Origin of the sequence: Bradyrhizobium sp. I1.14.4, assembly GCF_050435825.1 — a bacterium.
Classification (GTDB): Bacteria; Pseudomonadota; Alphaproteobacteria; order Rhizobiales; family Xanthobacteraceae; genus Bradyrhizobium.
The window spans coordinates 19753-38710 of the sequence record NZ_JBNDLA010000002.1 but is presented as its reverse complement, the minus strand read 5'-3'; the positions used below and the strand labels follow the sequence as shown (position 1 = coordinate 38710).

The 18958-nt window shown below is 64.6% G+C and carries 14 protein-coding genes and 1 tRNA gene; 4 read left to right on the top strand and 11 right to left on the bottom strand.

The window, feature by feature from the left end; all coding sequences use genetic code 11:
- Positions 1-29: 29 nt before the first annotated feature.
- From ABIB78_RS03805 to ABIB78_RS03795, 3 genes are read left to right on the top strand one after another with little or no spacing between them, the layout of a single operon-like run.
- On the top strand, positions 30-1199 hold the full coding sequence (locus tag ABIB78_RS03805) for an efflux RND transporter periplasmic adaptor subunit (protein ID WP_429021632.1): 1170 nt from the start codon (positions 30-32) through the stop codon (positions 1197-1199).
- Positions 1196-4342, top strand: a complete 3147-nt coding sequence (locus ABIB78_RS03800; RefSeq protein ID WP_429021629.1) for a multidrug efflux RND transporter permease subunit — start codon at positions 1196-1198, stop codon at positions 4340-4342. Before ABIB78_RS03805 ends, ABIB78_RS03800 begins: the two co-directional genes overlap by 4 nt.
- 57 nt (positions 4343-4399) lie before the next feature.
- Positions 4400-4948 carry an invasion associated locus B family protein gene (locus ABIB78_RS03795; protein WP_429021627.1) on the top strand — a complete coding sequence of 183 codons (549 nt, stop codon included), beginning with the start codon at positions 4400-4402 and terminating at the stop codon, positions 4946-4948.
- A 21-nt stretch (positions 4949-4969) separates the two neighbouring features.
- On the opposite strand, the gene ABIB78_RS03790 is transcribed toward ABIB78_RS03795, so the two are convergent.
- The 4 genes from ABIB78_RS03790 to ABIB78_RS03775 all read right to left on the bottom strand — a co-directional run bounded on the left by ABIB78_RS03790 (position 4970) and on the right by ABIB78_RS03775 (position 8974).
- Positions 4970-5377: a GNAT family N-acetyltransferase gene (locus ABIB78_RS03790; protein WP_429021625.1), complete on the bottom strand. Its 408-nt coding sequence runs from the start codon at positions 5375-5377 to the stop codon at positions 4970-4972.
- 187 nt (positions 5378-5564) lie between these two features.
- Positions 5565-5638: transfer RNA gene (locus ABIB78_RS03785), tRNA-Gln, on the bottom strand.
- A gap of 507 nt (positions 5639-6145) precedes the next feature.
- On the bottom strand, positions 6146-6307 hold the full coding sequence (locus ABIB78_RS03780) for a hypothetical protein (protein WP_429021623.1): 162 nt from the start codon (positions 6305-6307) through the stop codon (positions 6146-6148).
- A 174-nt stretch (positions 6308-6481) separates the two neighbouring features.
- Positions 6482-8974 (bottom strand): penicillin-binding protein 1A, encoded by a 2493-nt coding sequence (locus ABIB78_RS03775; RefSeq protein WP_429021621.1) that lies wholly within the window; start codon positions 8972-8974, stop codon positions 6482-6484.
- Positions 8975-9523: 549 nt separating this feature from the next.
- Here ABIB78_RS03775 and ABIB78_RS03770 point away from each other — a divergent pair.
- On the top strand, positions 9524-9874 hold the full coding sequence (locus tag ABIB78_RS03770; RefSeq protein ID WP_092112972.1) for a hypothetical protein: 351 nt from the start codon (positions 9524-9526) through the stop codon (positions 9872-9874).
- A 61-nt stretch (positions 9875-9935) separates the two neighbouring features.
- Here the strand turns inward: ABIB78_RS03770 and ggt are convergent, their stop codons facing one another.
- The 7 genes from ggt to ABIB78_RS03735 form a co-directional block, all read right to left on the bottom strand.
- Entirely contained in the window at positions 9936-11672 is a 1737-nt protein-coding gene (ggt, locus tag ABIB78_RS03765) for a gamma-glutamyltransferase (protein WP_429021618.1), read from the bottom strand.
- Between the two features lie 82 nt (positions 11673-11754).
- Complete coding sequence (locus tag ABIB78_RS03760) at positions 11755-13254, bottom strand: amino acid permease (RefSeq protein ID WP_429022979.1); 1500 nt, start codon at positions 13252-13254, stop codon at positions 11755-11757.
- Between the two features lie 145 nt (positions 13255-13399).
- Positions 13400-13705 (bottom strand): BA14K family protein, encoded by a 306-nt coding sequence (locus tag ABIB78_RS03755; protein ID WP_429021615.1) that lies wholly within the window; start codon positions 13703-13705, stop codon positions 13400-13402.
- A 170-nt stretch (positions 13706-13875) separates the two neighbouring features.
- Entirely contained in the window at positions 13876-14421 is a 546-nt protein-coding gene (locus ABIB78_RS03750; RefSeq protein ID WP_429021612.1) for a c-type cytochrome, read from the bottom strand.
- Positions 14408-15685, bottom strand: a complete 1278-nt coding sequence (gene soxC / locus ABIB78_RS03745; protein WP_429021609.1) for a sulfite dehydrogenase — start codon at positions 15683-15685, stop codon at positions 14408-14410. The genes ABIB78_RS03750 and soxC overlap by 14 nt, the downstream gene beginning before the upstream one ends.
- 152 nt (positions 15686-15837) lie before the next feature.
- Entirely contained in the window at positions 15838-16794 is a 957-nt protein-coding gene (locus tag ABIB78_RS03740) for a catechol 2,3-dioxygenase (RefSeq protein WP_429021606.1), read from the bottom strand.
- 129 nt (positions 16795-16923) lie between these two features.
- On the bottom strand, positions 16924-18816 hold the full coding sequence (locus tag ABIB78_RS03735) for a putative bifunctional diguanylate cyclase/phosphodiesterase (protein WP_429021604.1): 1893 nt from the start codon (positions 18814-18816) through the stop codon (positions 16924-16926).
- Positions 18817-18958 lie beyond the last annotated feature (142 nt).

Genomic DNA, 18958 nt, shown 5'->3' with positions numbered 1-18958 from the left:
TTATTGTTACGTCGAACCCAAGAGTCCGCATGTCAAAGTCACGCACCATCGGTTGGGTTTTAGTGATCGTTGCGGTCGGCACGGCCGGTTATTTCGGCTGGCAGAAACACACCGGCAGCCAGCAAGCGGCCGAAGCGGCGCAGAAGCGTTCCGTCCAGCGCCCCGCCGTTCCGGTCAAGATCTCGCCGGTCGAGAAGGCCGACTTCCCGGTCTATCTCACCAGTCTCGGCACGGTGCAGGCGTTCAACACTGTCCAGGTCCGCACCCGGGTCGATGGCCAGATCACCAAGCTCGGCTTCAAGGAAGGCCAGTTCGTCAAGGCGGGGGACACGCTGGTTGAGATCGATCCGCGGCCCTATCAGGCCGCACTCGACCAGGCCAAGGCCAAGAAGGCCCAGGACGAGGCCAATATCGCCAACGCCAATCTCGACCTGCAGCGCACCACCAAGCTCGGCGAATTCGCGACGCGCCAGCAACTCGATACACAGCGCTCCACCGTGGCCCAGCTGACCGCCCAGATCGCGGCCGACGACGCTGCCATCTTCAACGCCCAGACCCAGGTCGACTACGCCACCGTGAAGTCGCCGATCGACGGGATCGTCGGCCTGCGACTGGTCGATATCGGCAACATCGTCAACGCCTCGGCCCAGACCGGCATCGTGACGATCACCCAGATCGAGCCGATCACGGTGATTTTCACGGCGCCCGAAGACCAGCTGCCCGACATCAAAGCGGCGCTGGCCGTGGCACCGCCCAAAACCATTGCCCTGACCACCGACGGCAAGCGGGTGCTGTCTACCGGCACGCTCGCATTGATCAACAATCAGGTCGACACCACCAGCGGGACTGTTCGGCTGAAGGCGGTGTTTGATAACAAGGACCATGCGCTGTGGCCGGGCCAGTCGGTCTCGACCCGGCTGCTGGTCAGAACCTTGAAGGATGCAACCGTCGTCCCCGATGACGCGGTGCAGCATGGCACCGAAGGCCTCTACGCGTATTCAGTTAATCAGGAGAACAAGGCCGAGCTTCGCAAGATCAAGGTCAGCCAGTCGATCGACGGCAAGTCGGTCATCGACGAGGGCTTGTCGCCGGGACAGCAGGTGATCACCGCGGGCCAGTACAAGGTCTCGCCGGGAACCCTGGTGACAACGGCGGTGGCGAGCTCGGATCCGTCGCAGTCGAAGGTTACGCAGGAATGAGCGCCGGAATATCCGCACCATTCATTCGCTTCCCCATCGGCACCTCGCTGCTGATGGCGGGCATCCTGTTCGTCGGCCTCGTGGCCTATCCGCTGCTGCCGGTCGCGCCGCTGCCGCAGGTCGACTTCCCCACCATCCAGATCACCGCGACGCTCCCGGGCGGGAGCCCGGAGACCATGGCAACTTCGGTCGCCCAGCCGCTGGAACGCCAGTTCGCGCAGATCCCCGGCATCGCGCAGATGACTTCAACGAGTTATCTGGGCACGGCATCGGTCACGATCCAGTTCGATCTCAACCGCAGCATCGACGGCGCCGCCAATGACGTGCAGGCCGCCATCAACGCCGCCAGCGGCCAGTTGCCGAAGAACCTTCCCTCGCCGCCGACCTATCGCAAGGTCAATCCTGCCGACGCGCCGATCATGCTGCTGTCGGCAACCTCCGACACGCTGCCGCTGACCACGGTCAGCGACGCCGTCGACGCCCAGCTTGCCCAGCAGATCAGCCAGATTTCCGGCGTCGCACAGGTCATCATCGGCGGCCAACAGAAGCCATCGGTCCGCGTCCAGATCGACCCGGCCAAGCTGGTCGCAAAGGGCCTGTCGCTGGAAGACGTCCGCTCTGCGATCAACATCGCTACCGTCGACAGCCCGAAGGGCAATATCGACGGCACCACTCGCGCCTATACCATCTATGCCAACGACCAGCTGCTCACGGCAGACCCGTGGAATGACGTCATCATCGCCTACCGCAATGGCGGACCGTTGCGCATCCGTGACGTCGGCCATGCCGTCACCGGGCCGGAGGACGCCAAGCAGGCCGCCTGGGCCAACGGCAAGCGCGGTGTGTTCCTCGTCATCTTCAAGCAGCCCGGCGCCAACGTCATCGACACCGTAGACAAGATCAAGGCGACGCTGCCCAGGCTGGTGGCGGCGATCCCGCCGGCGATCAAGATCGAGGTCATCTCCGACCGTACCACCACGATCCGCGCCGCAGTGGAGGACGTCCAGTTCACCCTGCTGTTGACCATTTTCCTGGTCGTCATGGTGATCTTTGCCTTCCTGCGCAGCTTCTGGGCGACCGTCATCCCTGCCGTGACGGTGCCGCTGGCACTGCTCGGCGCCTGCGCGCTGATGTGGGTGTTCGGCTACACCCTCGACAATCTGTCTCTGATGGCGCTGACGATCGCGGTCGGCTTCGTGGTCGACGACGCCATCGTGATGCTCGAGAACATCAGCCGCTACATCGAAGAGGGTGAGAGGCCGATGGCCGCCGCCTTCAAAGGGTCGCAGGAAATCGGCTTCACCATCGTCTCGATCAGCATTTCGCTGGTCGCGGTGCTGATCCCGCTGCTGCTGATGGGCGGCATCATCGGCCGCCTGTTCCGCGAATTCGCCGTCGTGCTGGCGATGACGATCTTCGTCTCGATGTTCGTGTCGCTGACGCTGACCCCGATGATGGCTTCGCGCTTCCTGCGCGCCCATAATGAGCAGAAGCATGGCCGCTTCTACCAGCTCAGCGAGCGCGGCTTCGACGCGATGCTGCGCGGCTATCAGTACGCGCTGGACGTTGCGCTGCGGTGGAAGTTCACGACACTGATGGTCTTCTTCGCGACGCTGGCGCTGTCGGTCTATATGTTCGTCATCATCCCGAAGGGCTTCTTCCCCCAGCAGGACGTCGGCCTGATCACCGCGACCTCGGAAGCCGGCCAGGACATTTCGTTCGCTGAAATGAAAGGGAAGCAGGAGGAGCTCAGCAAGATCGTCATGCAGGATCCGGGCGTGGCGACGGTGGCGATGGCGATCGGCGGCAGCGGCCGCGCCGGCAACAACGGTAACATGTTCATCACGCTCAAGCCGCTCAACGAGCGCGATGCCAACGCGCAGCAGATCATCGCCCGCCTGCGGCCGAAGCTCGAGAAGGTGCTGGGTGCCCGGCTGTTCATGCAGGCGGCACAGGACGTTCGCCTCGGCGGCCGTCCGACCCGCACCCAGTTCGAATTCACCCTCCAGGATGCCAACCTCAGCGAGCTGAACGAGTGGGCACCGAAGATTCTCGGCAAGATGCAGACGCTGCCGCAGCTGCGCGACGTCGCCACCGACCAGCAGACCAACGGCACCACGCTGGAGCTGAAGATCAACCGCGACACCGCCTCGCGTTACGGCATCCAGCCACAACTGATCGACGACACGCTCTATGACGCGTTCGGCCAGCGCCAGGTGACGCAGTACTTCACCCAGCTCAACAGCTACCACGTGATCCTCGAGGTGCTGCCGGAGCTGCAGGGGTCGATTGATACGCTGAACAACATCTACATCAAATCGCCGCTGACCGGCGAACAGGTACCGCTGTCGACCTTTGCGAAGTGGACCACCGTGCCGGTGCGGCCGCTCTCCATCAGTCACCAGGGCCAGTTCCCGGCGATCACCATCTCGTTCAACCTCGCGCAGGGTGTCGCGCTCGGTCAGGCGACGGAAGCCGTGCAGCAGGCAATGGTCGACCTCGGCGCGCCGCCGACCCTGAGCTCGAGCTTCCAGGGCACCGCGCAGGCGTTCCAGCAATCGCTATCGAGTGTGCCGCTGTTGATCCTGGCGGCGCTCGTGGTCGTCTACCTGATCCTCGGCATTCTCTACGAGAGCTACATCCACCCGATCACCATTCTGTCGACGCTGCCCTCGGCCGGCGTCGGCGCGCTGGCGATCCTGATGGCGGCGGGCTTCGACTTCTCGCTGATCGCGCTGATCGGCATCATCCTCCTGATCGGCATCGTGAAGAAGAACGGCATCATGATGGTCGACTTCGCGATCGCCGCCGAGCGCGACCAGCATATGGAGCCGGTGGCGGCGATCCGTCAGGCCGCCCTGCTCCGCTTCCGCCCGATCATGATGACGACGATGGCCGCAATGCTCGGCGGCGTGCCGCTGATGCTCGGAACCGGCACCGGCTCCGAAATTCGCCAGCCGCTCGGCTACGCCATGGTCGGCGGCCTGATCGTCAGCCAGGCGCTGACGTTGTTCACGACGCCCGTCGTTTATCTCTATCTCGACAGGCTCTCCAACGCGTTTGCGAACTGGGGCCGCTCGCCGCGCGCCGACCACGACGCGGACGACGGCGAGGATGGATCGGTCAAGCAGGCGGCCGAGTGACTTGACTTTGCCCACATACCGGCACATCCGAAAGATGTTCATTTCGGAGCCGGTACCGTGAAGATTGTCGCAACGTCGCTCTTCGTCCTGTTCACCGTGTTCGGTGCGGCCGGCCTCGGTCATGCCCAGGCGCCCAAGGGAAGGATTGCTCCGGCAGCCGCTCCCGCCGCGCCTCAAGGCGAGGCCGCGTCCTCCAGCAATTCCGGCTGGGTCGCGCGCTGCACCAGCGCGAGCCGCGAGGCGCCGCTCGAATGCGCGATGGAGCAGACCGCGGTGCTCAGCAAGACCGGCCAGCTCGTCGTGCTGGTCAATATCCGCGTTCCCGGCGACACGCGCACGCCGGTGGTGCTGATCCAGCTGCCGCTCGGGCTGAACCTGCCGGTTGGCGCCAAGCTGCAGGTCGATGACGGCAAGGCCGTCGACATGCCGATCCAGACCTGCGAGGCGCGTGGCTGCTACATCAATGCGCCGATCGCCGCCGATGTCCTGACCCAGCTGAAATCGGGCAAGCAGCTCAAAGTGTCGTTCCAGAATCTCGGCAAGGAAACCATCAGCATCCCGATGCCGCTCGCAGATTTCGCGACGGTGTACGACAGGATCAAGTAGCTCCGCGCAGCGAGCCGTCCGCTATCGCTCCCGCTTGTAGAGGAACGCGTTGTCCGGCTGCGGCATGCCGATGGTCTTGTAGAATCCAATCGAGTCAGGCGCCGACAGCAACAGGCACATCGACTCGGGTCCAGCGAGGCGCCGCGTTTCCGCGATCAGGCGCTTGCCGATACCGTGCCCCTGATACTCCCGATCGACCGCGAGATCGGACAGATAGCAGCAATAGGCGAAATCGGTCAGCGCGCGCGAGACGCCGACAAGCTTGCCCGCCTTCCGTGCCGTCACGATCAGGTTAGCATTGGCGATCATGCGCGCCATCCGGTCGGTATCGGCCAGCGGACGCCGCTCGCCGAGGCCCGACTGCTGCAGCACCTCGATGAACTCATCGACCCCGATCGACGACTCGCGGGCATAAAGAATTTCGTCCATCAGCTTAAACCTCCGTCGCAACGGTCAAGACCACACGCGCGAGACCATGGTGGATCACGCCGGGCTAATCCACCCTTGATGCCGTGATGGCACACGCGGCGTTACGACCGGTCCTCGCATCAGGAACGGGCCTTGCCCGGCAAATCTCATTGGGATTTTGGAGGATAGTCGCGCCACAAAAGCAGATTGGCTGGGGAACCTGGATTCGAACCAAGACAAACAGAGTCAGAGTCTGTTGTGCTACCGTTACACCATTCCCCAAGAATTGCCCACAAAATCAACAACTTAGTTGAATGATTGGACATCTCGGTGCAGCGGGTTCGCCTGCCAAATCAGCGCCCGCGCGAGTGCGACCTTCTACCTGCTTGGTTGTGGGCTTGGCAAGCATTGTTGGCCGCGAATGGGCGTGAAAATCGCAGCCGAAAGGGAGGCGATCGGCGGCGGCCAGAGACGTTACATTCCGGCGAGCAGTTCAAGGAGCACTTCAGGGCAGGCGGCAAGCAGGGCTCCAGCGCCAAATCCTGCGGTGCCGAACCCGATAGCGCCGACCCAGCCGCAACACCCCAATCCGAGCACCGCGCCCATCAAGGTTGCAGCTCCGACTACTGAAACCGTCCAGATTACCTGAACCACGGCGACCAGTGTTTGTATTGGTCTCACGCACAATCGATTGTCAGAGCAATCGCCTCCGAACCCCAGACGCCGCCTCGCTTCCGCGCGGACTTCGCGACCGCCTTCTCTATTTGGTGCGCCTCATCGGCAAACTGTTCACGCACCTCCCCCGGAGTTGATCGCCCAGAGGCAGCCGAGCATCAGCGCGACGGCAAGTACCGCGAGGCGCAGGCCTTGCTTCTTGCCGCGCGACATTGACGGCCTGTCGATCAGAAAATTGATTGCCATCACGGTGATGGCGCCAGACACGACTGCCATGCGCACGCCCCTGCATTGCCAACGCTACGCCTATGCGGGGCCGCTCAAAATAATCCTTCGCAACTCATTAAAATGCTGCACAAGGCACGCCGTCTGGCGTGTCACGCTGCCGCAGCATGCCTGCTCACGAAAGGTCGAGCCGCGGCATTTGGTCGACCGCCCTGCCGTTTAGCCTCAGTACAGCCCGCCCGTCCCCGACCGCATGACGGCCCGATCCGCGTCCGGCGAGATTCCCTGCTGGGTGCCGTCGATCACATCGGTGCCGGCGACCAATGTCGGATCATAGAACGGCGGCGCCTGGCCCGGCTTGAAGGCTTCGAGCACCACGCCCCGGCTCTGACCAGGCGTGGCGCGCAGGCCGGTCTTGGCATCGACCAGGACGAGCCGGATGCCGACCGGCTGCTTGAACGGGGTGGCGGGCTTGTCGGCCAGCGCGAGCTTCAGGAAGTCGCGCGCGATCGGCGCCGCAGTGTGGCCGGCCTGCGCGTTGCGGCCGAGCGAGCGCGGCTTGTCGTAGCCGACATAGAGACCGACCACGAGGTCCGGCGAGAAGCCGACGAACCAGAGGTCCTTGGCCTCGTTCGAGGTGCCGGTCTTGCCGGCGAGCGGCTTGCCGACGTCCTTCAGCGCGGTGCCGGTACCGGCCTGAATCACGCCCTCCATCAGCGAGGTGATCTGGTAGGCCGACATCGCGTCGAGCACGCGCTCGCGGCGGTCGACGAGCTGCGGCTCCGGCTGGTTCTTCCAGCCCTCGGGGGCGTCGCAGCCGCGGCATTCGCGCTGGTCATGCCTGAAGATGGTGTGACCGTAGCGGTCCTGGATGCGGTCGATCAAAGTCGGCTTCACGCGGATGCCGCCATTGGCGATCATCGAATAGGCCGTGGCCATCCGCATCACCGTGGTTTCGCCCGCGCCGAGCGCGTAGGCGAGATAGTTCGGCAGCTCGTCATAGACGCCGAAGCGCTTCGCATACTCGCCGATCAACGGCATGCCGACTTCCTGCGCCAGCCGCACCGTCACGGTGTTGAGCGACAGCCGCAGCGCATTGCGCAGCGTCACCTGGCCCTGGTACTTGCCGGTCGAGAAGTTCTCCGGACGCCAGACATTGCCCTGCCCCTGGTCGATCTCGATCGGCGCGTCGATCATGACGGTCGAACCGGTATAGCCGTTGTCGAGCGCCGACGAATAGACGATCGGCTTGAAGGTCGAGCCGGGCTGCCGGTAAGCCTGCGTCGCGCGGTTGAACTGGCTCTGGTCGAACGAGAAGCCGCCGACCATCGCGAGCACGCGGCCGGTATGCGGATCCATCGCCACCATCGCGCCCGACAGTTCGGGGACCTGGCGCAGCCGGTACTGGCCATCGACGGGGTGGCCATCCTTGAACAGCGGATCGGCGTAGATCACGTCGCCGGGCTGTAACACCTGCGCCACCGATGTCGGCGTCTTGCCCTTGTACGGTCCGGACAACGCCCTCGCCCATCTCACGCCTTCGAGCGTGACGATGCCGGTCTCGCGCTGCTTGCTGATGGCGCCGCCAAGCTCGCGACCGGGCTGGAAGCCGATCCGCGCCGACTGCTCGTTGCTCTCCAGCACCACCGCCATCCGCCACGGCGAGATGTCGGAGAGCGACTTGATCTCGGCGAGCGGCACACCCCAGTCGGCGGAAACGTCGAGCTTCTGGATCGCGCCGCGATAGCCCTGCTGCTCGTCGTAGTTCACGAGCCCCGTCACCATGGCCTTGCGCGCCATGACCTGGACCTTGGGGTCGAGCGTGGTGCGCACCGACAGGCCGCCCTCATAGAGCTTCTTCTCGCCATAGCGCTCGAAGATGTCGCGGCGGACTTCTTCCGAGAAATATTCGCCGGCGAAGGTGTGCGCGCCGTTCGAGCGGCTCGTGACGGTCAGCGGCTCCTTGCGCGCCTTGTCGGCGTCGGCAGCGGTGATCCAGCCGTTCTCCTGCAGGCGGTCGATCACGTAGTTGCGCCGCTCGATGGCGCGCGCACGGTTGCGCACCGGATGCAGGCTGGCCGGCATTTTCGGCAGCGCCGCCAGATAGGCCGCTTCCGCGATCGTCAGTTCATTCACGGACTTGTCGAAATAGACCAGCGAGGCCGCCGCGATGCCGTAGGCGCCGAGGCCGAGATAGATTTCGTTGAGATAGAGCTCGAGGATCTTGTCCTTGGAATAGGTCCGCTCGATTCGCATCGCCAGCAAGGCTTCCTTGATCTTGCGGGTGAACGACACCTCGTTGGTCAAAAGGAAGTTCTTGGCGACCTGCTGCGTGATCGTGGAGGCTCCCTGCGGGCGGCGGTTGGAACCGAAGTTCTGGATGTAGGCGACGCCGGCGCGCGCCATGCCGGTATAATCGACGCCGCCGTGCTCGTAGAAATTCTTGTCCTCGGCAGCAAGGAAGGCGTTGATCACGAGCTTCGGCACCGCCTGGATCGGCAGATAGAGCCTGCGCTCCTTGGCGAATTCGCCGAGCAGCGAGCCGTCGGCCGCGTGCACGCGGGTCATCACCGGCGGCTCGTAGTTCTGGAGCTGCGAATAGTCGGGCAGGTCCTTGGAAAAATGCCAGAACAGCCCTGCCACCGCGGCCAGACCAGCCAGGAACAGGATGGTTCCTGCGGTGAACAGGAACCCGAAGAACCGCAACAGAAATTTCATCGACCAGATTTCCGTGGCGAATACGTCGCTCGTTCTGAGCGCGCTGCGTGCCACTTAGGCCGCCCGGTATATCGGTCGCTCCAGGGACCTGCAATTCAACACCGGAGAATTAAAGCGAGCCCTGCGTCAAACTTATGCCATAGAGCCCGGCTCGCGCGCGCGGCCAAATCAGCAGGCCAATCTGTCGCCCGCTGCTCCCCGCCGCCGATTCGATCCTCCGCACTCCGCTCCTCGATTCGCGCCGCCTCACCGAATGGCGTTCCAGTCTCCGATCACTGCGCTTGCGCGGAAAGCGAGTTACGAAGGAAAAGCGCAGGCCGGGCCGTCGCTTTCACTACCTGGCTGCCGTTCCGGGCGCGGCGTCGTCAGAAACCGGTGGACAGTGCCGCCGGGCCGACAGGATTAATGATTTGTCAACTATAACTACCGCAAGTTGTTGTCATCGACATGACTCGCGACGGGCTGATTTCCATGGCACTGCGCGGATTTAGACGGCCTTTCACCGCCGACCCGACTGTCCTTGGGTTTCCAAGGCCACCCACATCGGCGATGGGCACCGAAGCCTTGGACCTCGTCTATCAGGCGGCGGATCTGTTCCGCAGCATCGAGGACAGGGCCCGCGCCGGCGAAGCGCGCGCCGAGGCCGCCGAACAGGCGCAGCTCGAAATCATCGCCGCCACCGAGCGCAAGCTGAGGGACGCGTCGCGGGCGCTTGAGGAAGCCCGGCGGCGCATCGAGTCCCAACAGGAGCAGCTCGATGCCGCCGAATTCCGCGCCCAGGCCGCCGAAGCCGAGGCACGCGAAGCCAGGCAATCGCTCGCCCTGGTCGAAGATGCGATCCGCCGGCGCTTGCTGCTGACGAGCGGGCACGACGACGGCAGGTCGACCGCCGTCGCCTGACGCGAGATCGATCAGGCGGCGGGCCCTGCCCGACCGCCATCACTCGACCGCACAACGACAATCAATATCCGGCGGCAAGCCCTGAATTGCGGCGCGGGTCGTTCGCACCATAGAAGCGGTTGCTGCCGACCGGCTCACCGCCCAGCGACGGCGCGCCGACGATGATCACCGCAAGGTGATTGGCCGGCTGCGGCGGGCCGAATTTGTGGCCCATGCCTTCCAGAATCTTCCGCGTGTCCGGCGACAGCGTGTAATCCTCGAGGTTGGTTGCCTCTGGTAGCCACTGCTGGTGGAAGCGCGGCATGTCCACGGCCTCTTGCGCGCTCATGCCGTAATCGATGGCGTTGATCATCGTCAGCAGCACGGCCGTGATGATCCGGCTGCCGCCCGGAGTACCCAGCACCATCACCGGCTTGCCGTCCTTGGTAACGATGGTCGGGCTCATCGAGGACAGCGGCCGCTTGCCCGGGACGATGGCATTGGCCTCGCCCTGCACCAGGCCATAGAGGTTCGGCACGCCGACCTTGGCCGTGAAGTCGTCCATCTCGTCGTTGAGCAGCACACCTGTCTTGGCTGCGGTTACCTTGGCGCCGAACCAGTCGTTCAGCGTGTAGGTCACCGACACCGCGTTGCCGTCCTTGTCGGCGATTGAATAGTGCGTGGTATTGCTGCCCTCGTGCGGCGGGACGCCCGGCTTGATGTCCCTGGACACGCCGGCCCTGGCCGGGTCGATCGCGGCGCGGATCTTCGCGGCGTAGTTCTTGTCGAGCAGGCGTTCGAGCGGATTCTTCACGAAGTCGGGATCGCCGAGATAGCTGTTGCGATCGACATAAGCATGGCGCATCGCCTCGATCTGGTAGTGCACTGCCAGCGCGGAATGGTAGCCGAGCTCCTTCAGCGGATAGCCCTCGAGGATGTTCAGCATCTCGCAGATCACCACGCCGCCCGAGCTCGGCGGCGGCGCCGAGACCACGTGGTAGCCGCGATAGTCGCATTCGACCGGCGCGAGCTCGCGAACCCTGTAATTGTCGAGGTCCTCCTGCGTGAGCAGGCCCTTGCCGGCCTGGTTCGCGGCAACGATGGCCGCCCCGACCCAGCCCTTGTAGAAGCCGTCGGTGCCGCGCTTGCTGATCTCGCGCAGCGTCTCGGCGAGTTCGTGCTGCGCCAGCCGCTCACCGACCTGAAACGGCTTGCCGTTGTTGAGGAAGATCGCGGCCGAGGGCGGGTCGTCCTGAAAATCCTTGGTCGTGGTCTGCAGCATGCTGACGTCGCCCTGGTCCAGCACGAAGCCGTCCTCGGCTAGTTGCAGCGCCGGCGCGATCACGTCGGCGCGCTTCATCGTGCCGTATTTCTCGCGCGCATATTCCATGCCTGCCACCGAGCCCGGCACGCCGACGGCGAGATGCCCCTTTGTGGAGAGGCCGCTGACGACGTTGCCCTCCTTGTCGAGATACATGTTGGCGGTGGCGCCCTTCGGGGCGGTCTCGCGGAAATCCAGGAACGTCTTGCGGCCGTCGGCAAACTGGATCGTCATGAACCCGCCGCCACCGAGATTGCCGGCGGCAGGATAGACCACCGCAAGCGCGTAACCGACGGCGACCGCCGCATCGACCGCGTTGCCGCCCCGCTTCAGCACCTCGACGCCGACCTGCGTCGCGAGATGCTGCGCGGCAACCACCATGCCGTTCTCGGCGGCGACCGGCGCGACCGAGGCTGCGCGACCTGGAGCAACCGACACGATGCAGATCGAGACAATCGCGGCGATCATCGATCGCGCACGCGCCGTTGGATTTTGCATGGAGGCCTCCGGGGAACGCCGACGTGTCGCGGCTTGCTGTGCTATCTCAACGCGTATGTCTAGCAGGCGGCACGTGTGCAGACTATAGGCCCGCGCTGCCCTCGCCACTCGCCCGCAGCCGGCTGTGGCGTCTGCCGTAGGCCGCATAGATCACAAGCCCGATCACCAGCCACACCGCGAGCCTGATCCAGGTGTCGAGCGGCAGGCCGAACATCAGGAACAGCGATGTTCCGGCGGCAGCCGGGGCCACCAGCCAGATCGCGGGCGCCTTGAACGGGCGTGGCAGTTCCGGATCGCGCACGCGCAGCACCAGGGTGCCGATCGAGACCACGGTGAATGCGAACAGCGTACCGATAGAGACGAGTTCGCCGACCAGCCCGATCGGCAGCAGCCCGCCGAGCACGGCGGCGACGGTGCCGGCGAAGATGGTCGAGACATGGGGGGTCTGGAAACGCGGATGGATCTTTGCGGCAAAGCCCGGCAGCAGTCCGTCATGCGCCATGGCGCGAAAGATCCGCGGCTGCGCCAGCAGCATGATGAGGATCACCGATGTCAGTCCGAACAGGATGCCGAGCTTGATGATCGGACCGAGCCAGCCGATGCCGATCGCATCGATGCCGACCGCGATCGGGTCGGGCACGCTGAGCCGATCATACGGCACGATGCCGGTCAGCACGAAGCCGACGGCGACATAGAGCGCGGCGCAGATGACCAGCGAACCGAGAATGCCGATCGGCATGTCGCGCTCCGGCGTCTTCGCCTCCTGCGCCGCGGTCGAGATTGCGTCGAAGCCGATATAGGCGAAGAACACCACGGCCGCGCCGCGGATCACGCCGGACCAACCGAACGCACCCGGACCGGCATTCGGCGGGATCAGCGCGCCCTCCGGATTGCTCGCCGTCACCCAGTTCGCCAGAGTCACCGAGGAAGCCGCGGTCGCGAGAAACAATGCGATGACGACGAGCTTGACCACGACGACGAAGCTGGTGAAGCGCGCGGACTCACGGATGCCGACCACGAGCAGCGTGGTGACGAAGGCGATGATCGCCATCGCCGGGATGTTGATGACTGCGCTGGTCGACGACCACGTGCCGGTGTTGACGTCGTAGGCGAGCGGCGCCGAGGTGAATTGCTGCGGCAGGTTGATGCCGAAATCGCGCATGAAGCTGACGAAATAGCCGGACCACCCGACCGAGACCGCGATCGCGCCGACCGCGTATTCGAGGATCAGGTCCCAGCCGATGATCCAGGCGATCAGTTCGCCGAGCGTGGCATACGCGTAAGTATAGGCGCTGCCGCAGATCGGCACGGTCGACGACATCTCGGCGTAGCACAGGCCGGCGAAAGCGCAGGCAACGGCGCCAAGCATGAAGGAAAGCGTGACCGCGGGACCGGCATTCGCAGCGGCCGCGTGCCCCGTGAGCACGAAGATTCCGGCGCCGATGATGCCGCCGATGCCGAGCGTGACCAGTTGCAACGCCGAGAGCGAGCGCTTGAAGATCGGCGTCGCGGCGTCGCCGTCGGCCCGCGCCGCCTCCCGCAATAGCTCAGAGGTCGGCTTTCGATCCCAGAAACCGGCCAGGGTGTCGGTCACGTCGGGTGCCCTCCGCCGCTCGGACCCGCCAGGGCCCGATACGATCGGCAGACTATAACGCGCCGAACGCACCGTCGTTCGAGCGCCGGGCAACCGCCGGTGCCCTTATCCACCGCCAAGCGTGGTGCGGGGCCTATTGGCAGGGATGGCGCCGGCCATCGCGGCCAAGAAAGGTGCCGGACGCTGGATCGAATGAACGGTAACGTACGCAAGAGGAGGACGGCGCCGAAGGCATGGCGCCATAGGCGTTCGCCGGGTTGCCGCTACGTTTCGCTGCCGCCTGGGCCTCGCCCCACGGCGTCAGCGCGCCGCCGCTGATCGCGCTACGCCCCGGATTCTGCGCGTCAAAGAGTGCAGGCTCCGATATCTGAGCCGAGACCGGCGCGAACGTCATTCCCACGAGCAGCACAGCGGCTGCGACGGCCCTGAATTCGGCCATTTGATCTCTCCGGTGCATCAATTGAAAACTGTCCAAGGGCGGCAGCGCCGCCCTTGTGCCCGCCATCGATGTGGTGGCGGCCAAATTCCGCGCACAGGGGACCAGGAAGTCACAATGCCGAGAGCCTCCTCAGCGTGGCAGCGGTCGGCGACGGATGTCCAGCCCGCGCTTCAGTGATTATGCACGTCAGGCCGCGGATCGGAGACGAACCCGTCGCGGTTCGGCATCTTGACGGCGGCGAGCGACTTGGCGTCGAGCACGGCATTGGACGGCACGATGCCGTTGAGGCTGAGGATGTAAGCGGACACCGCGTAGACATCCTCGTTGCTCAGCGACTGCGGCGCGTTCTGCGGCATCGCGCGGCGGATGTAGTCGAACAACGTCGAGGCGTAGGGCCAGTAGCTGCCGACGGTGCGGATCGGCTTTGGGCTCGCCAGCGTGCCCTGACCGCCGACCAGACGATCGCCAACGCCGCCCTGCCCGCTGTCGCCGTGGCACGCCGCGCATTGTTCGCTGAAGACAGTGCGGCCACGCTCGACACCGCCGCTGCCGGGCGGCAACGCCGCACCGTCACGGCCGATATCGATGTTCCAGCCGGCGATCTCCGCCGGCGTCGCCGCCCGGCCGATGCCGTAGCGCTCCTCGGCATGCGCGGCGACGCCGAGCATCGCGATCGCACTCACAAGCACCGCGGCTTTCAGTTTACGCCTGGCCATTGGTCACCTCGCCATTTGCATCGATGCGCCAGGGCCAGATTGCGTTGTTGTGGTAGAACGAGTTGAGACCGCGCACCGCCACCAATTCCGCCAGTGTCGGCTGCACGTAGCCGGTCTCGTCGATGGCGCGGCTCTGGATCACCGCGGGACTGCCGTCCCAGTGCCAGGGCAGCCGGAAGCGCGTGAGTGCGCGCGTCAGCACCGGCTCCTGGAGCTCTGCCTGCTGCCAGCTCTTTCCCTCGTCGAGCGAGACCTCGACGCTCTTGATCTTGCCGTGGCCGCTCCAGGCGAGCCCGGTGATCTCGTGAAAGCCATGCGTGGTCAATTTCTGACCGCCGGATGGCCGCGTGATGATCGACTTGGCCTCCATATAGAAGGTGAATTCGCGCGACGTTCCGTCAGGCATCGGGTCTGTGTATTTCGAAGTCTCCTCGCGCGAATAGGCCGGCTCGGCGACGACCTTGAGCCGGCGCAGCCACTTCACGTTCATGTTGCCCTCGAAGCCCGGCAACAACAGGCGCAGCGGATAACCCTGCTGCGGACGCAGCCGCTCGCCATTCTGGCTGTAGACCAGCATGGCGTCGTCGAGACATTTCTCGATCGGGATCGAGCGCGTCAACGCCGCGGCATCGGCGCCTTCGGCAACGATCCATTTGGCGCCCGCCTGCAGGCCCGCCTCGTCCAGCACGGTCTTGAGCGACACGCCCGTCCATTCCGCGCAGCTCACCAGGCCGACGAGGTCGGAGGCCGTCTTGCCATAGGGCTTGGTGTAGACCGGGTTGCCGGAGCACTCGATGAAATGGATGCGCGACTGCGATGGAAAGCGGCGGATGTCCTCCATCGTGAACACCAGCGGACGATCGACCAAGCCGTGCAGCATCAGCCGGTGCTCGGCCGGATCGATGGTCGGCACCCCGCCATGGTGGCGTTCGTAGAACAGACCATTCGGCGTGATGATGCCGTCGAGCTCCTGCAACGGCGTGCGGCCCGAAGCGGAGATATATTGCGGCAGCGTCTTCGAGATGTTCTTGATGACGCCCTTCTCGTGGACCGATGGCGTGCCATAGGGCTGGCTTCCCATCGGGTCGCCGGGCGCTTTCATCCACTCCGGCACGTTCGGCGGAAGATTATTCCCCTGTTCGGCAAGCGCGGTAGAACCGGCCACTCCCGCCATCGCGGAGCCACCGGCCAGTGCTGCACCCGCCTGAAGGAATCGCCTGCGAGACGCCTCTCGCACGCGCTTGTCCGCCGTGTGTTCGCTCATCGACGTTTTCCTCTGACGTTACGAGGTGCAGCCTAACACCAAACGCCCGAGGCGAGGCAATGATCCAGCGCGCAGAGCTGCGTCGACTGCTGCGCGCAACGGACACACAAGACCGAAATGCGCAGTTGCGTGCGCGGCGCGGCGAACGCGCCTCAGTCTTCCACTGGCGGCGTGCCGTGGGTGTGGAAAGACTCGATCGTCTTCAATCCCCACGCCTGCCCCTTCTTGCGCTCCTCTTCGGTCCACACGATCGGCTTCCAGTCCGGCGCGAGGATCAGGCGGGCCCCGGCATTGGCGACCTCGATGCGGTTGCCGCCGGGCTCATAGACATAGAGGAAGAAGGTCTGCTGGATCGCGTGCTTGTGCGGTCCGGTCTCGATATGCACCCCGTGCTCGAGGAAAATATCCGCGGCCCGCAGGATCTCCTCGCGGCTGTCGAGCGCGTAGGTCAGATGATGAAAGCGGCCGCGCTTGCCGTAATGGTCGCGCGTATAGGCGAAGTCGTAGCTCTTGTTCGACATCGTCATCCACATCGCCGCTTCCGTGCCGTCGTTGAGCACGATCTGCTCGGTGGTGCGACATCCCAGGTAGTTCTCGAAGAACAGGCGGTTGGCCTTGATGTCGACCGCGAGGCAGTTGAGATGGTCGAGCCGGCGGGCATTGACGCCGCGCGCCGGAAAGCGCTGTGCCTGGTTTTTCAACGCTGGCTTCAGCTCGGCCGGCGCCTCGTACCACTCGGTCTCGTAATAGAGCTCGACGACGTGGCCGTCGGGATCGCGGCAGCGGAATGCCGGTCCCTGCCCCATGTCGGCATCGACCCAACCGATATCGAAGCCCGAGCCTTTCAGCGCGACGACGCGGCGTTCGAGCGCCTGCGGGCTGCGGGCCCGCAGGGCCATGTGCTCCATCCCAGAGGTCTTCGACGCGGTCAGCTTCAGCGAATAGCGCTCGTAATCGTCCCAGCCGCGCAGATAGACCGACTCGCCCTGTCGGCCGCTGACGGTCATGCCCATGACATCGACGAAGAACTTCAGGCTCTCGTCGGGCTTCGGCGTGAGCAGCTCCATGTGCCCGAGATGAGCGAGATCGACGATCGGTTCCGGCTGCATGGGCGGTCTCCTTTGCGCGACGACGCCGGACCGACGTCATTCCGCTCGGGCGGGCCAGCGGCGGCGCGTCAATTTGTACTAGTGTACAAGGGATTAGGTCCCGTCAACAAATTGTTGAATCGGCGCCAGTCAAGCGACCGAAACCGCCTTCTCGCGATGCGACGACAGGAGCTTGCGGATTTCGACATCCGACACCGGCCGGCTGAACAGATAGCCCTGCATCTCGGTGCAGCCGAGGGTGCGAAGCAAATTGCGCTGCTGCTCGGTCTCGACGCCTTCGGCGGTCGTCGTCATGTCGCTGGCGGCGGCAATGTTGACGACGGCCTGGACGATCGTGGACGAGGCGCCGGTCCCGGCGAGATCCTTGATAAAGGCGCGGTCAATCTTGATCTTGTCGAAGGGAAAGCGCTGCAGGTAGCTCAGCGACGAATAGCCAGTGCCGAAATCGTCGAGCGCGATGCGCACGCCGAGGTCACGAAGCTGATGCAGGATGTCGAGCGCGGCCTCGTCGTCGCGGATCAGCACGGCCTCGGTGATCTCGAGCTCGAGCCGCGACGGCGCGAGCCCGGACGCGGCCAGCGCGGCGGCGACGTTCAGCGCCAGCGTCTGGCTCTTGAACTGGATCGGAGACACGTTGACCGCCACGTGGATATGGTCCGGCCAGTTCACGGCTTCCCGGCATGCGGTGTTGAGCACCCAGTGCCCGAGATCGTTGATCAGGCCGGTGTCCTCGGCGACCGGGATGAAATCGGCGGGCGAGACGGTGCCGCGTTCGGGATGGCGCCAGCGCAGCAGCGCCTCGCAGCAGCTGACGCGACTGTCCTCGAGATGAAGCAGCGGCTGATAATGCAGCTCAAAGCTGCCGTCGACGATGGCCTGGCGCAGCTCCAGCTCGAGGCTGCGCCGTGCGTTGGCGCGCTCATCCATGCCGGCCTCAAAGAAGCGGTAGGTGCGGCGGCCGTCGCTCTTGGCTCCATAGAGTGCGAGGTCGGCGTTGCGCAGCAATTGATCAAGGTCGAGGCCGTCAGCGGGTGCAACGGCGATACCGATGCTGGCATCGGTGGTGATCAGATGCCCGCTGCAGTCGATCGGCCGGCGGATCGCCTGATAGATCGCGGCGAGGAGCTGCATGGTCTCGGTCTGATCGCGGACGGCGGTCTGGATCACGGCAAACTCGTCACCGCCGAGTCGCGCCGCGACGTCGGTTTCACCAACGCAGCCGCGCAGCCGATCGGCGATTGCGCTGAGCAGTTCATCGCCGATCTGATGGCCGAGCGCGTCGTTGACGCTCTTGAACTCGTCGATGTCGATATACATGACCGCGAGCTGCTGATCCGGACCGATCGCTTTCAGCGCCTGCTCGAGGCGCTGGCGGAACAGCACACGGTTGGGCAGATCGGTGAGCGCATCATAGTGCGCCATATGCGCGATCTTGTTCTCAGTGCGCGTGCGCTCGGTGACATCCTCGATGGTCGCAACCCAGCCGCCTTCCGGCAGCGGCTTGTTGACGATCTCGATCGCGCGCCCGCCCGGCGCCTGCGTCAGCTGACGCGTGGCTCGGCCGAGCTTCACGTTGCCGATGATGGCATCGCAGAACTCGTCGACATTGCCGTCGAACGAGCCGGTCTCCCGGCGGTGCGCGATCAGGCGCTGCATGGTGCAGCCCGGCTTCGCCACTTCGGGCGAAAGCCCGAACATCTCGATGTAGGGACGGTTGCAGATGATGATGCGCGCCGAGGCATCGTAGAGCACGAGCCCCTGCGGAATGTTGTCCACGGCGGTCATGAGATTGCGACGTTCGGTGGCGAGCCGCGCGTCGGAGATTTCATGCCGCTTCAGCAGCAGGAAGACGATCACGGCCATGATCGCAAACGCCGCCATCAGCAGGCCTTCGCGCTCGCTCCATTGTGCGGTCGCACTTCCGAGCAGGCTGCCGACCAATAGGCCGGCACAGAACGCCAGCCCCTTGGTCGAGCCGGCGTCGGCATGTTCTGACGATGAATTGCGTTGTTCGATGCGCACTCTGATCTCTCCCGGGCGCGGCATCGTTACGCAGGACAAATGGAAAGGTCGTTACAACTCGCAGTTAGCAATCGGTTACGCGATACCTCGAGACAATGCGCGGCGAATCCCGCCGATCCCCCGTAAGCCTACGGTGCTGCCG

Coding starts and splice junctions, on each gene's coding strand:
- ABIB78_RS03770 (WP_092112972.1), top strand. CDS start 9,524: ATGGGCACCGAAGCCTTGGACCTCGTCTATCAGGCGGCGGATCTGTTC.
- ABIB78_RS03800 (WP_429021629.1), top strand. CDS start 1,196: ATGAGCGCCGGAATATCCGCACCATTCATTCGCTTCCCCATCGGCACC.
- ABIB78_RS03750 (WP_429021612.1), bottom strand. CDS start 14,421: ATGGCCAGGCGTAAACTGAAAGCCGCGGTGCTTGTGAGTGCGATCGCG.
- ABIB78_RS03780 (WP_429021623.1), bottom strand. CDS start 6,307: ATGGCAGTCGTGTCTGGCGCCATCACCGTGATGGCAATCAATTTTCTG.
- ABIB78_RS03805 (WP_429021632.1), top strand. CDS start 30: ATGTCAAAGTCACGCACCATCGGTTGGGTTTTAGTGATCGTTGCGGTC.
- ABIB78_RS03755 (WP_429021615.1), bottom strand. CDS start 13,705: ATGGCCGAATTCAGGGCCGTCGCAGCCGCTGTGCTGCTCGTGGGAATG.
- ggt (WP_429021618.1), bottom strand. CDS start 11,672: ATGCAAAATCCAACGGCGCGTGCGCGATCGATGATCGCCGCGATTGTC.
- ABIB78_RS03775 (WP_429021621.1), bottom strand. CDS start 8,974: ATGAAATTTCTGTTGCGGTTCTTCGGGTTCCTGTTCACCGCAGGAACC.
- ABIB78_RS03740 (WP_429021606.1), bottom strand. CDS start 16,794: ATGCAGCCGGAACCGATCGTCGATCTCGCTCATCTCGGGCACATGGAG.
- ABIB78_RS03790 (WP_429021625.1), bottom strand. CDS start 5,377: ATGGACGAAATTCTTTATGCCCGCGAGTCGTCGATCGGGGTCGATGAG.
- soxC (WP_429021609.1), bottom strand. CDS start 15,685: ATGAGCGAACACACGGCGGACAAGCGCGTGCGAGAGGCGTCTCGCAGG.